11 protein-coding genes are annotated in these 14,210 nt (G+C 58.8%); 6 read left to right on the forward strand and 5 right to left on the reverse strand.

The annotated features are described in order from the left end of the window. Nucleotides 1-9: 9 nt before the first annotated feature. Entirely contained in the window at nucleotides 10-2,808 is a 2,799-nt protein-coding gene (gene torS / locus EHO01S_RS13785) for a TMAO reductase system sensor histidine kinase/response regulator TorS (RefSeq protein WP_024524504.1), read from the reverse strand. An 80-nt stretch (nucleotides 2,809-2,888) separates the two neighbouring features. Between torS and torT the strand changes: the two genes are divergently transcribed. Continuing rightward, nucleotides 2,889-3,947 carry a TMAO reductase system periplasmic protein TorT gene (gene torT, locus EHO01S_RS13790; protein WP_024524505.1) on the forward strand — a complete coding sequence of 353 codons (1,059 nt, stop codon included), beginning with the start codon at nucleotides 2,889-2,891 and terminating at the stop codon, nucleotides 3,945-3,947. On the opposite strand, the gene torR is transcribed toward torT, so the two are convergent. Next, nucleotides 3,944-4,633: a two-component system response regulator TorR gene (gene torR, locus EHO01S_RS13795; protein WP_024524506.1), complete on the reverse strand. Its 690-nt coding sequence runs from the start codon at nucleotides 4,631-4,633 to the stop codon at nucleotides 3,944-3,946. The genes torT and torR overlap by 4 nt on opposite strands. Nucleotides 4,634-4,770: 137 nt before the next feature. Between torR and torC the strand changes: the two genes are divergently transcribed. Genes torC through torD form a run of 3 tightly spaced genes read left to right on the forward strand, consistent with a single transcriptional unit; the run spans nucleotide 4,771 to nucleotide 9,169 of the window. Then, complete coding sequence (torC, locus tag EHO01S_RS13800) at nucleotides 4,771-5,928, forward strand: pentaheme c-type cytochrome TorC (RefSeq protein WP_024524507.1); 1,158 nt, start codon at nucleotides 4,771-4,773, stop codon at nucleotides 5,926-5,928. Between the two features lie 14 nt (nucleotides 5,929-5,942). Then, nucleotides 5,943-8,489, forward strand: a complete 2,547-nt coding sequence (gene torA, locus EHO01S_RS13805) for a trimethylamine-N-oxide reductase TorA (protein WP_024524508.1) — start codon at nucleotides 5,943-5,945, stop codon at nucleotides 8,487-8,489. Beyond that, nucleotides 8,486-9,169 carry a molecular chaperone TorD gene (gene torD, locus EHO01S_RS13810; protein WP_035370656.1) on the forward strand — a complete coding sequence of 228 codons (684 nt, stop codon included), beginning with the start codon at nucleotides 8,486-8,488 and terminating at the stop codon, nucleotides 9,167-9,169. The genes torA and torD overlap by 4 nt, the downstream gene beginning before the upstream one ends. 189 nt (nucleotides 9,170-9,358) lie before the next feature. On the opposite strand, the gene EHO01S_RS13815 is transcribed toward torD, so the two are convergent. Next, nucleotides 9,359-10,276 carry a bestrophin family protein gene (locus EHO01S_RS13815; RefSeq protein WP_024524510.1) on the reverse strand — a complete coding sequence of 306 codons (918 nt, stop codon included), beginning with the start codon at nucleotides 10,274-10,276 and terminating at the stop codon, nucleotides 9,359-9,361. Between the two features lie 506 nt (nucleotides 10,277-10,782). Here EHO01S_RS13815 and EHO01S_RS13820 point away from each other — a divergent pair. Beyond that, a complete protein-coding gene (locus EHO01S_RS13820; protein ID WP_024524511.1) occupies nucleotides 10,783-11,352 on the forward strand; it encodes an HdeD family acid-resistance protein in 570 nt (189 codons plus the stop codon). A gap of 61 nt (nucleotides 11,353-11,413) precedes the next feature. Here the strand turns inward: EHO01S_RS13820 and fucO are convergent, their stop codons facing one another. Further along, nucleotides 11,414-12,562: a lactaldehyde reductase gene (fucO, locus tag EHO01S_RS13825; RefSeq protein ID WP_024524512.1), complete on the reverse strand. Its 1,149-nt coding sequence runs from the start codon at nucleotides 12,560-12,562 to the stop codon at nucleotides 11,414-11,416. Nucleotides 12,563-12,572: 10 nt separating this feature from the next. Beyond that, nucleotides 12,573-13,220, reverse strand: coding sequence for an L-fuculose-phosphate aldolase (fucA, locus tag EHO01S_RS13830; RefSeq protein WP_024524513.1), 648 nt, complete (start codon nucleotides 13,218-13,220; stop codon nucleotides 12,573-12,575). A 576-nt stretch (nucleotides 13,221-13,796) separates the two neighbouring features. Here fucA and EHO01S_RS18935 point away from each other — a divergent pair. Then, complete coding sequence (locus EHO01S_RS18935) at nucleotides 13,797-14,177, forward strand: hypothetical protein (RefSeq protein WP_148707563.1); 381 nt, start codon at nucleotides 13,797-13,799, stop codon at nucleotides 14,175-14,177. The last annotated feature ends 33 nt before the right edge of the window (nucleotides 14,178-14,210 follow it).

Here is a 14,210-nt window from a genome sequence, read left to right on the forward strand (position 1 = left end):
TAGGTTCTATTATGCCGAATTACTGCCATCCTGTTCTGATATTTCATTTAACCATACCGCCAGCGCCGCCAAACCGTGCTGCACCGCCAAGTCCGGTAACGACGCCGTCAACGGGGCTTGCTCCAACGCCAAACACGCCTCGGCGGCCTGGTTCATGCCTAAGCTGGCGCAGCTCCCTTTCAGACGATGTGCCAGACGGGCGACCTGCTCGCTGTCCCCACCTTCACGCGCCATGACTATCTGTGCCAGCAGGGGGAGCGAATGTTCACGGAACAACGTTAGCCACTCTTCCAGGCGTTCCCGGCCAAACGCGGCCACATCCTGCGCCAGCTGCGCCAAGGCCAGTACCGGCTCGTCGGGCTGCCCCGACACTTGCGTCGTGTCGCTCGGTGCAGAGGGGTCATCCCCCGCCAGATAATGAGCCAGCAGGCGGCACAATTCGGCACACGGTACCGGTTTCTGAATCAACCCACAGAACAGCGGCAGGATCCGCCGTCGCTGTGCCTCATCTAACACATGAGCGCTAAAGCCGATACGCTTCAATTTAGGATACTCGGCTACCATCTGCTGCGCCAATGTCGGGCCATCACTATCCGGCAGGTCAAAGTCCACCAGCGCCGCATCAAAGGCGGCATCCCGCGCCAATATCGCCAACGCCTGGCCCGCGCTGGCGGCGACCGTGACCTGAACATCGGCGCTCTGCAACATTTCAGCGCTGATACGTTGGCTAAGCGGGTTATCCTCGATCAATAATATGCGCCGTCCTCGTAATGACCATGAGCGCGCCGCATCACTCTGCGGTGGACGCGCCGCCCGGCGCAGCGGTAGCGTAAGACAAAAGCGACTCCCCTCGCCGGGAGCACTGCTCACCGTTAGGCTGCCCGCCATCGCCTGGGCTAGGCCTCGGCAAATAGCCAGTCCCAAGCCGGTGCCGCCACGCCGGGCACTCAATTGCACAAACGGTTGGAAAATGGCGGCCTGTTGTGCCGGCGCAATACCGCAGCCACTGTCCTGCACCGCGATCCACCAGTGTGTCTGATCGCAACCACTCTGAAGCGCGATCACGCCATGCTCGGTAAAACGTAAGGCGTTATTTAGCAGATTCATGACGATCTGGCGGATGCGACGCGGATCGCCCTGCAACCATGCCGGCAACGCGTCGGCGTAGTCATGCTCCAAGCGCAGTGGCCGCTGCTGCACTCGCCCCTCGACCAAACGCAACACACTATCCAGTAACTGACGCGGCGCAAAGGGCTCATCGCTCAACGCCACGCTATGGCTGCCAGCCTCGATTGCCGAGTAATCCAGTACATCGTTCAACACCGCCAGCAACGATTCGCCAGAGTCGTTGATCGCCTGCACATAGTCCCGACAACGCGGGGAGAGCGACTGCCCGGCTAACAGTTGAGCGGTGCCGAGAATACCATGCAGCGGTGTGCGGATCTCATGACTCATCGCCGCCAGAAAGGCCGACTTAGCGCTGTCCGCCTGCTCCGCCGCGGCCCGCGCCTGCCGGTGTTCGACCACCAGCGCCTGTAACTCAGCGGTTCGCCTCTGTACCTGATCGGCCAGATGCTGACGTTGATGGCGTAGCGCCTGCACGCTGGTGCGAAACGCCTCCATCAAGCGCCCAATGGTATCCAGTTCACGCACCCCGGTACGATTAGGGAACGGCGAGTCAACATCGCCATCCAATAGCCGCTGCAACGCCGCCGTTTGGCGCGCCAACGGCCGCGAGACCGAACGATAGACCACTCGCCATAGTATCAGACACAGCGCCAACAACGCCGCTCCCCCCAACAGCGTCAACCACGTCAATCCCAGACGACGTGCCTGTTGGAGTCGCGCCAACGAGTCGGCGTTACGCTGCTCGATGTCGCTGACCTGGCGGCCGATCTCCGCGCTAAAGTGGGTAAAGAGATCCAGATTGTTCTGGGACAACGCCTGAAGCCGGGCCTGAATGTCATTTTCCTGGCGATATAACGCTACCAAGGTGGGATAGTGCGCGACCTGAGTCAGCGCTTGGGCGATCTGCGCCCGAATACGCGGATCCTCAACGCGCTGTTGGCGGCGCTGGAGGATGCGCAGCGCCTGAGCCAGACGATCCTCCTGCACCGTCAAGGCCAAACGGCCACTCTCGCTCTCTAGCGCCATGATCATCTGCTGCACGCGCAACGCGCTCAAGCGTAGCTCACTCATTTGGTTGAGGTATTCCAGATCGATGTCGATCAGGCGATCCAGCGCCCGCTCCGCCGCCTGTTGACGATGCTGCTCGATCAGATCGTAAATCCCGGCCTGAGTCGCACCCGCTGCCGTGGCGGCGTTACTCGCCTGCCCCTTGGCTAAGTCGGCGATCTGCCCGGCAGCCGCGGCGATTTGCATGCTGAGCTGGCGCTGGCGCGCACGTAATTGCAGGCGCTGTCCCACCAATTCCCCCTGCTCCCCCAACGACTGCGTGATCGCCATTTCTTGCTGGGCGATGGCACTGGTGTCAAACCCCTGCACGCGCAACTGCTCCAAGAGATCGCTGATCTTCAAGCTCTGCGCCGTGAGCATCCGCCCTTGTGCCAACCACTCACTCTCGCTGTCCGCATTACCGAGGCTCTGCGCGGAAAAAAGTTCATAGGCCCCGGCCTCGCTCAACTGACGAGCCATGTTCATGGTCGGTAACAGCGCCTGGGTATTGGCGCGTTCGACTTGGCCGACATAGCGCAAACTGAACCAACCGACCAGTCCACTGCCCAACGTCAGCGCCGCCATCAACGCAAAGGCCAGCCAGAGCCGGCGGGTAAGAGAAGGATTGCCCATCACGTTTCCACGTCGTAAAAAACATTGAGTTCATCGCCGAGATGGCTCTAGCATAAAGACTTACCCAGTATGAGGCCATTATGTCCCTACGGCGATCCCTGATCCTCGCATTGCTCTGCCTGCCCCTCGCCAACGCGCGGGCCGACGACACCCTACGCCACTGGCGCAACGAACGTCAGGCCGACGCGATCCGGCAAGCGGCGTTATCCGCGCCCCCCGCCATGACAACGCCCAAGCTCTGCGCGCTCTACCCCAGCCTGAAGGATGCCTACTGGTTATCGATCAACGACGGCATGGCGCGCGCGGCAGCGCGCCTCGGCGTCACCCTGAAAGTATTCGAGGCCAGCGGCTACCGCCAGTTGGCGGCACAGCGTGAACAGATAGCCCTATGCCGCGACTGGGGAGCCGATGCCATCTTGCTCGGCAGCAGCGTCGAGCACTTCCCCGATTTGGCGACGCTGGCGGGAGAGACGCCGTTGATCGAGGTGGTCAACGCTCTGCATGATCGCGCCATCCGTACCCGGGTCGGCGTTCCCTGGTTTCAGATGGGCTATCAGCCGGGCCGTTATCTGGTACGCCAACTGGGGCAACGACCACTGAAAGTGCTGCTAATGCCCGGTCCCCGCGACGCAGGTGGTAGCCGTGAGATGAGCGCCGGTTTTCGCGCCGCCCTGGCGGGCAGCCGATTGGAGATCGTGGATGTCGCTTATGGCGACAATGATATCGAGGTACAACGCAACCTACTGCAAGACATGCTGGAACACCATCCCGACATTGATGTCGTCGCCGGCACCGCCATCGCCGCCGAAGTAGCGATGGGTGAGCGGCGTAACCGTGCCACACCGCTAACCATCGTCTCCTTCTACCTGTCACATCAGGTCTATCGTGGACTGAAGCGCGGACGCATCTTAGCCGCCGCCAGCGACCAGATGGTATGGCAGGGTGAGCTGGCCGTCGAACAGGCGTTGCGTGTCTTGCGAGGACAACCGGTACCGGATAACATCAGCCCGCCTATCTTGCTGCTCACCCAGCATAACGTCAGCCGTCAGTTAGTGCGCCGCTCCCTCTCACCGCTCGGCTTCCGCCCGGTCTATCTGTACCAGCCCGCCTCCCCCCGGCAGGGTAATGGCGCCGGCTAACTTACCTCAGCCGCCAGAAAGTATCCCTCGCCATGTTGCGTGACGAAGAGCTCGGGGCTAAGTTTGGCGCGCAGCCGGCGGATCAACACGTCCACCGTGCGTAAGTCAGGGTTATCGACACGATGCGATGAGAGCGTGCGCAGTAGACGCTCGCGGCTCAGAATCGCGCCGGGGTTAGTGACAAAAGCCAGTAACATCTCATATTCCGCGCGGGTCAGGCGGATCGGTTCGCCAGCGCGCTCTAGCGTATGACGCGATACATTCAGGCAGTAGTCGGCAAACAGGTAGCAGTTATCCGCCGCGGGTTGTGCCTGGCGAGCCAGATCGATGCGCCACAGTAGGTTCTTCACCCGCACCACGAGCTCACGCAGCTCCAACGGCTTGGTGACATAGTCATCCGCGCCCATCTCCAACCCGACGATACGGTCGATCTGATCGCAGCGTCCGGTCACCAGGATGATCCCCACCGTCGAACGCTCACGCAGCGCGCGCGTCAGCATCAAGCCATTCTCATCGGGCAGGTTAATATCCAGCAGGATCACATCCACCGGTTGCAGTAGCATTAGCTCGCGTAACCCTGCGCCACTGGCGGTCACCGAAACCTGATACCCCTCTTGGACGAAATAATCGCGTAACCGCGTCTGGGTCACCGGTTCATCTTCAACAATCACAATGTGGTGTGTCATCGCCACGGCTCACCGTTATCTGTTCATATCTGTTCATATTCTGACGTATCGCGTTCATGCTGACCAGTGACCCTGTTCATATTTAATCAATAAGATCGCGCATGACCCTCCTTTCCTCATCATGACAGGATATTGCGATGAAAAAACTCTGGAACAGGCTGAACCGCCCTAGTACGCGCTGGTCGGTACTGGCGTTGCTGGTACTGGGCATCGTCATCGGCCTGGCGTTGATCATCCTGCCGCACGTCGGCATCAAGATGACCAGCAGCACTGAATTCTGCGTCAGCTGCCATAGCATGCAGCCGGTCTACCAAGAATATAAGCAGTCCGTTCACTTCAAGAATGCCTCCGGCGTACGCGCCGAATGCCACGACTGTCATATTCCCCCCGACATCCCCGGAATGGTGAAACGTAAGCTGGAAGCCAGCAACGACATCTACCAAACCTTCATCGCCCATTCGATCGACACGCCGGAGAAGTTCGAGGCCAAACGCGCCGAACTGGCAGAGCGCGAATGGAAGCGAATGAAAGAGAACAACTCGGCCACCTGCCGCTCCTGCCATAACTATGACGCGATGGATCACGCCAAGCAGCATCCAGAAGCCGCCAAACAAATGGCCATCGCCGCCAAGGATAACCAGTCCTGCATCGATTGCCACAAGGGCATCGCCCATCAACTGCCGGACATGAGCAGTGGTTTCCGTAAACAGTTCGCCGAACTGCGCCAGAATGCCAGCGACGAAGGCAACACCTTGTACACCCTGGACATGAAGCCGATCTACGCCGCGAAAGGCGACAAAGAGCCAGCCGGCTCTCTGCTGCCCGCCTCCGAAGTCACCGTACTGAAGCGTGACGGCGATTGGCTCCAGGTGCAGATCGAGGGTTGGACCGAAACCAACGGCCGCCAACGTGTTCTGTCGCTACTGCCGGGCAAGCGCATCTTCGTCTCCTCCATCCGCGATCAGGTGCAAAAACGCGCTAAAACGCTGGAGAAGACCACCGTCGCCGCCACCGGCGTAGAGTGGAGCAAGCTGCAAACCACTGCCTGGGTACAGAAGGGCGATCTGGTCAACAACATCAAGCCGATCTGGGCCTATGCCGACGCGTTGTACAACGGCACCTGTAACCAATGTCATGGCGCGCCGGATAAGTCGCATTTCGACGCCAACGGCTGGATCGGCACCCTCAACGGCATGATCGGCTTCACCAGCTTGGATAAACGTGAAGAGCGTACCCTGCTCAAATATCTGCAAATGAACGCCTCAGATACCGGCGGCGCCGATCAGAAACACTAAGGGAGAGAGACTCGATGAACAAGAATGAAAGTGTCAGCGTATCGCGCCGCCGTTTTCTGTCACAGCTGGGCGGTCTGACCGCCATCGGCCTGTTAGGTCCCTCCCTGCTGGTCGCCCGCGATGCGCGGGCGACCACCGCGGGCGCCGCCTCTGGCTCCCAGGAGGGGATACTGACCGGCTCCCACTGGGGCGCCATCCGCGCTACGGTGGTGGATGGGCGCTTCGTCGCCGCCAAGCCTTTCGAACTGGATAAATACCCCTCCAAAATGGTAGCGGGGCTGCCGGACCATGTGCATAACACCGCCCGCATCCGCTACCCGATGGTACGCATCGACTGGATGCGCAAGCGCCACCTCAGCGATACGCGCCAACGCGGCGACAACCGCTTCGTACGTGTCAGTTGGGATGAGGCGTTAGATCTGTTCTACCAAGAGTTGGAGCGTATCCAGACCACGTACGGCCCCAGCGCCCTACTGAGCGGCAGCGGCTGGCAGTCCACCGGCATGTTCCACAATGCCGCCGGCATGATGGGGCGTGCGCTGGCGCTGCACGGCAACTCCGTCTCGACCGGCGGAGACTACTCCACCGGTGCGGCGCAAGTAATCCTGCCACGGGTGGTCGGTTCGATGGAGGTCTACGAACAGCAAACCTCCTGGCCGTTGGTGCTGGAAAACAGCCAGACTATCGTACTGTGGGGCTCCGATCTGGTGAAGAACCAGCAGGCTAACTGGTGGTGCCCGGATCACGACGTCTACCAATACTATGCTCAGTTGAAAGAGAAGGTCGCCAACGGCGCCATCCGGGTGATCAGCATCGATACGGTCGTCTCCTCCACTCACGACTACCTGGGACGCGACAAGGTGCAGCACATCGCCGTCAATCCGCAGACCGACGTACCGTTGCAGCTGGCGCTAGCCCATACCCTGTATACCGAAAAACTGTACGATGCCCATTTCCTGGATAACTATACCGTCGGCTTCGACCAGTTCCTGCCCTATCTGTTAGGGACGCAGGACGGCCAGCCAAAGGATGCCGAATGGGCCGCCAAACTGACCGGTATCGATGCCGAGACCATTCGCGCCCTGGCACGCCAGATGGCCGCGGGGCGGACTCAGATCATCGCCGGCTGGTGCGTCCAACGCATGCAACACGGCGAACAATGGGCCTGGATGATCGTGGTGTTGGCCGCCATGCTGGGCCAGATCGGCCTACCGGGGGGCGGATTCGGTTTCGGTTGGCACTACAACGGCGCTGGCACCCCAAGCCGTAAAGGGGTCATCCTTAGCGGCTTCTCCGGCGCTACCAACACGCCGCCGCTGCATAATAACAGCGACTACCGTGGCTACAGCAGCACCATTCCCATCGCACGCTTTATCGACGCCATGCTGGAGCCAGGCAAAACCATCGACTGGAATGGCAAGCAGGTGAAACTACCGCCGTTGAAGATGTGTGTTTTCGCCGGCACCAACCCGTTCCATCGCCATCAGCAGATCAACCGGATGATCGCTGGCTGGCAGACGCTGGAGACGGTGGTGGCGATTGACAACCAATGGACCGCCACCTGCCGCTTCGCCGACATCGTATTGCCGGCGACCACCCAGTTCGAGCGCAACGATCTGGATCAGTACGGCAACCATTCTAATCGCGGCATCCTGGCGATGAAGCAACTGGTTCCGCCGCAGTTCGAAGCGCGTAATGACTTCGACATCTTCCGTGATCTCTGCCGGCGTTTTAACCGTGAACAGGCCTTCAGCGAAGGGCTGGATGAGATGGGCTGGATCAAGCGCATCTATCAGGAGGGAGCACAACAAGGGAAAGGGCGTGGCATTCACTTGCCGGCGTTCGACACCTTCTGGAACCAGAGCGGCTACGTGGAGTTCGGCGATCCGCAGCTGTTCGTACGCCATCAGGCATTCCGCGACGATCCGGATCTGGAGCCGCTCGGTACCCCAAGCGGATTAATCGAGATCTACTCCAAGAGTATCGCCGACCTGCATTACCGTGACTGCCAAGGCCACCCGATGTGGTTCGAAAAGGTGGAACGCTCCCACGGCGGTCCCGGCTCGGCCCGTTTCCCGTTACACCTACAATCGGTACACCCCGACTTCCGCCTGCACTCACAACTGTGTGAATCGGAAACGTTGCGCGCGCACTACAGCGTGGCGGGACGAGAGCCGGTATTCATCAGCCCACAGGACGCCCAAGCACGCGGGATCCGCAACGGCGACGTAGTCCGGGTATTCAACGATCGTGGCCAAGTGCTGGCCGGTGCCGTGGTTTCCGACCGCTATGTTCCAGGGGTGATCCGCATCCACGAGGGCGCGTGGTACGATCCGGATCGCGGTGGCGTAGCCGGGGCGCTGTGTAAGTATGGCAACCCCAACGTGCTGACACTGGACATCGGTTCTTCACGCCTGGCGCAAGCCACCAGCGCCCACACCGCCATCGTCGAAATCGAGAAGTACCGTGGCCCGCTGGAGCCGGTCAGCGCCTTTAATGGACCCCAGGAGATGGTGGCGCAATGCCACTACGTGCCGATGCCGGCGGAGAGCCAAGCATGAACGTCGCCACCCCGCTGACTGCCCAGCACTATGCCTGCCTGTATGCCTGGCTGGCGGGGCTGTTCGCCCGCGAGCAGGATGAGACTCAGTTAGCGCATCTCCAGTCATCCGAGACGCGCGACTGGCTCGCCATGCTGGCGCAACAGCCGACGCTCGCGCCAGCGGTAAACGCGCTGCGCCAAGCGCTAAACGCGCTGGCCCATCGCCCCGATGCCCGCCTCGAACTGGCAGCGGACTTCGCCGGTCTGTTCCTACTGTCGCAGAAGCGGGCGGCGTTGCCCTACGCCTCCTGCTATCAAGGCGAGAGGGCGCGTTTCTGCCAATCGGCCTGTGATGAGATGCATCGCCTGCTGAGCCAAGCGGGAATGCAGCTCAGCGCCGACTTTCCCGAGCCTGAGGATCACCTGGCCATCTTCCTGGAGTTACTCAGCCATCTGCACTTCGCCAGCCTGACGCCAGCAGAGGCGTCGCCAGCGCAAGGCGAGCCATTGCGGCAGCGCACGCTGACGCTGCTGCTCACCTGGTTACCGGAGTTCGATGAGTTGTGTCGCCAGCACGATCCCTTCGGCTTGTATGCCGCACTGAGCCAATTACTGTTGGCCCTGGTACGGCTCGACGCCGCCGCAGGGAGCGCAAGTGAGGCGAGGAAAGATTCAGCAACACCAGCGATATCATTATAAAAAATTATAAAAAACCATTTCGGGCAGATTATTCTGCCCGTTTTTTTATTTCTCATGCGCTTAGCTGGCGAGCTTGCGGGTAGAGCCACTGCGCCGAAAATAGCGGGGAAAACTTCATCACCCGGAAAAAGTGAGCCTGCTTCGTGCCCAGCCGCTCATGCCAGGCACGTCGCTAACGAACTTCCCCCCTCAGTCGAGGCGACAGTGGCTGTCGGGGCAGACGCGCGCCAGATGGGTATGATCGTTGATCATATCGCGCAGATTGGACTCTACCGTATGGGCCATGGCGTTTAACGGTAGATCATTAGCCTCGGTACCGAACGGATCCTCCAGCTCTTCCGCCAGGGCATCCAGGGCGATAAAGGTGTAAGAGATAAAGACCGAAACCAAGGGCGTCATATAGTGCAGATCGGTAACCAGCGCGAAAGGGAGCAGCGCACAGAAGACATAGACGGTGCGATGGACGATCAGACTATAGGCGAAGGGGATCGGCGTATTCGAGATACGCTCACAGCCACCTAAAATCACCGATAGCTGGTTGAGATTGGTATCGATGGTCTGGAAGTCGATATCACTCAAGTAACCGCGCCGGCGCTGCTCCCCCAGCCACTGTCCCATCAGTTGCAACAGGCGGTTACAGGGGGAGTAACTCGTCAGTACCGCCGCCTTGTCTTGGGCGGGCAACAGCCGGGTTAGCTCCATCGCCATCGGTTCGTGGCGTAGATGGTGTTTCAGCGCATAGGTAAAGGCGGTCAGCAACATAGCGAATCGGCGATGCTCTCCGCCGGGATGCGGCATCAGACTAATAGCTTGGCGCATCAACGAACGGGTAGTGATCAGCAACGAGCCCCACAATACCCGCGCCTCAATGAAGCGGGCATAACTGGCGTTGTTGCGAAAACCGAGGAAGATGGCAATCGCCACCCCCAGCAGGCTAAAAGGCCCCAAGGTCAGATTGACGTTGAAATCCTCATGCCAGTGGTAGCACAACACCGCCAGGCAAGAGACGATGAAATTAAGACTGAGTCGGAAAAGAATATTCGGCAACACCGAACCATGCCAGACGAACAAGCGCCGGAACCAGTGTTGCGGGGGTCTAACGATCATACTGAATTACTCGGAAAAACGACACCGCGCACATGACGGGGGAACATCCCTACGGTCGTCGTCCCTGCGCGGTACGGGGCGGCGGCGCGCCAGTGTACGCCTGTGATCATCACGGCAGCAACCGTTAGCCGCGCCTCGTCTCCCCGCTCGGGCAAAAAAGCGCCATCTGCCGGTAAAACAGAGGAAAAGCGGCGTTTTATCGGCCATCTCCCGCTGGAAAGCATGCTTGCCAGTCATCCACTTTGCACAGTTCCCCCCGCACAAAGCGAGGCGCTCAGCTAGCGTTACAACACTCGGCCTCACTAATCACAGCCATTTTTTGCAGTGATTCCGATCATGGATTATTACTAGGTAGAGTCCTGAGGTGCAGCGACAATCGATGCCGCACGCCAGGGAGTGGAAATCGAGTCACCCTGCCGTCGTCGCTGGGACGATGTCAGGTAAATTACGCGCGGCGCCGCGTCCCCGTGCTTAGGAACGCCCGCTCGACGGGTTAGGGAGTTACCATGATTTACTTCGATCGCAACCATCTATTGCAACTGGATCCACGCTTTCTCAAACAACAACGCATCGCGTTAGTGATCCTTTCGCTGCTGTTGCTGCTCGGCGGCTTGTTCTGCCTGTTTCGCCCGCTCACCTCCGGCGATGCCCTAAGTGCCATACTGGGTATCTTGATGATGTTGAGTGGCGTCGGCCTGATCATCGGCATGGTTGCCAACCGCGCCAATAACTTCTGGCCGATGGTCGGCGGTGTATTGATGGGGATCGCCTATTTGGTGATGGGCTTCATTTTTATCCGTAGCCCACAGATCGGCCTGTTCACCGTCGCCGTACTGGTCGCCACGCTGTTCGCTCTGGGGGGGATCGCCCGCCTGGTGGCCGGCTTTAAACTCAAAGGCGCCAGCGGCGGTTGGCTACAGGTTGTCATCGGTTTGCTGGATCTGATTATCGCCTGGATGCTGATCAGCGCCGGACCTCAAGATTCCATCCTGCTGGTAACCATGATCGTCGGCATTGAGATGTTGTTCAGCTCCTTTAGCCTGTTCCAGGTCGCCCAGATGCTGAAGGCACGTTAACGCTCGACAGACACGACGACGGGGCGCCCTAAGGCGCCCCGTTTCATTGCTAGGTATAAACTTAATAAGCTTGGCGATAGAGTTGCTCAATATCCTGAAGCGTCGCGCTACGCGGATTGCCCCCGGTGCACACATCGGCCAGCGCCGCCGCGGCCAATTGCGCAATATCCTCCTCACACACCCCGACCTCACGCAGCGCGGGGGGAATGCCCACCTCGCGATTCAATGCCTCGACCGCCTCGACCGCCGCCCTCTGTGCCTGCTCCAGGCTCAGCCCATCACAGGCGACACCTAACGCCCGAGCGATATCGCGGAATTTCTCGCCACAGGCGGCAGCGTTATAACGCATCACATGCGGCAACAGGATAGCGTTAGCCACACCATGCGGCGTGTTATAGAACGCCCCCAACGGATGCGCCATGCCGTGTACCAGTCCGAGGCCGACGTTGGAGAAGCCCATTCCCGCCACATACTGCCCCAGAGCCATCGTTGCGCCGGCCTCGGCATCGCCGCGCACCGAATCGCGCAAAGCACCGCCGATCAGTTCGATAGCCTTGAGATGTAGGGCATCGGTCAACGCCCAGGCACCGCGAGTAAGATACCCCTCGATGGCATGAGTCAGAGCATCGACCCCGGTCGCCGCCTTCAATGCTGGCGGCATGCCGTCCATCATATCGGCGTCGATAAATGCCGCCTGCGGAATATCGTGCGGATCGACACAGACAAACTTACGCCGTTGTTCCTCATCGGTAATGACGTAGTTAATAGTTACCTCGGCGGCGGTGCCGGCGGTAGTCGGTATCGCCAGGATCGGCACGCTCGGCCGCGTAGTCGGTGATAGCCCCTCCAGGCTACGCACATCCTCAAAGGCAGGGTTATTGCTGATGATACCGATCGCCTTGCAGGTATCCTGCGGCGAACCACCGCCGATGGCGATCAGATAGTCGGCATCACACTCACGGAATACCGCCAAGCCCTGCTGCACTACCCGGATGGTCGGATTGGGCACCACTCCGTCGAACAACGCATAGGGCAAACCGGCGCGGTCCAGATGAGCGGTAACGCGGGCGACGGCACCACAGGCGACCAGAGTACGATCGGTGACGATCAACGCCTTACGGTAACCACGGCGTAGGATCTCTCTGGGTAATTCGGCGATGGCGCCGCGGCCAAACCAAGCGGTCTCGTTCAAGATCATGCGATGTGCCATGTCCGTTCCCTCACTCTTCGATGCGTAAGCCGTACGTTTTAAACTTCTCCAAGACCACCGCGATCTCTTCGTCAGACAGTACCGGCACCGGATCGGCGATCGCCAAGGTGGTAAGATACAACTGGGCTAATACCTCGACTTCATGAGCCAACCACAATGCCTTTTGCAAGTTTTCGCCGCAGGCGATCAAACCATGGTGCTGTAGCAGCGTCGCCTTACGGTACTTCAACGCCTCGGTGACATATTCTGATAGGGCCTGAGTGCCGAAGGTGGCATAGGGAGCGCAAGGGATGGTATTTCCCCCGGCGGCGGCGATCATATAGTGGATCGCCGGGATAGGACGGTTCAGGATCGAGACGGCGGTACAGTGGATGGCATGATTATGTACCACCGCATTGGCATCCGGGCGCGCCTGATAGGCGGCCAAATGGAAACGCCATTCGCTGGAGGGGAGTTTGCCCTCTTCATGGCGTCCCGCCCCATCGACATAGACGATTTGCTCGCTACGCAGCTGTTCATAAGGAATACCGGTCGGGGTAATCAGCATGCCGTCACGATAGCGCACGCTGACGTTACCCGCCGTGCCCTGATTCAGCCCAAGACGCGTCATCTCCAGGCAGGTATCGATAATGGCACGCGCCAGTGTTTCTCTTTCCATGGTTAACCTCTCTCAGGGTGATAGCGAACAGATCTGTTGCCCGAGCCTGCCCGTTCGATACGCAGGCCGCTGTGACTGTCGCACTAATTTCTCTTAATATCTGCCACCCATATTTCTCCTGAATATCGGTGCGGGAAACCGCTAGGTATTATTTTGTGACCGGCTTCAAGACTATTCCCTGCTCACAGCGAAATTCACGACAAATAAGTCATGAAAAAATGTCCGTTTCAGCGATTCATGGACTAAACGGGCAAGCCGATTGATTTATTAACAATTGCCCGTTTTAAATAAAAAATGCCTATTCGGTCATTCTCCCTGTGTATTTAAATTAAATACCAGCACAAACGGTCATCTATTTAATCGCGATAGGGTGACTGGCTTCACACTTCCCCCGCCAGGCGAATTAAATGTGATTGGTTTCATATTTTCGGCGCTTTTTTATTTTGAGAATAGCATTGCGTTACGGCAACAGGGCATGATGTGGGCGCATTTGTCAGCGGATGGATACCGCCTACCCATGAACGGTGCAGATGGCAGAGAAGAACCCACTTCCCCGCCAGAACAGACGAGGATGAGATGAGTATACGCGATTTATTATCAGTAAATTATAGAATCAGCGTGCGTTTCCCTCTCCCCCCAGGGAGCTACGCGCCACGCCATAGTCCATCACTGATAAGCGCGCATATTATTTCCTTTATTTCTAACCTTGGTGCTTTCTCTCAGGATAAGCGGAGAAATAATATCGCCGGCACACGCTTGTACTTTAATTTACTAAATGCATGCCGAGCTGCCATGAATATATTTGGCGAAAAAACCATCTCTTTTCTGGTCACGGCCATAGCACGCCTCACTATTTCGCCACTACGCGGCATCATAGATAAGCGTTGCTTAAGCCACAGCGCCCGCCTGATTCCAGCGGGGCGCAATACTACCGATTACACCACAGCGGACGATTAACCTCATCGCCGCCGAATAATTAAAACATCCCTA

Origin of the sequence: Edwardsiella hoshinae NBRC 105699 = ATCC 33379, from assembly GCF_000474215.1 — a bacterium.
In the GTDB taxonomy this organism is placed as follows: domain Bacteria; phylum Pseudomonadota; class Gammaproteobacteria; order Enterobacterales; family Enterobacteriaceae; genus Edwardsiella; species Edwardsiella hoshinae.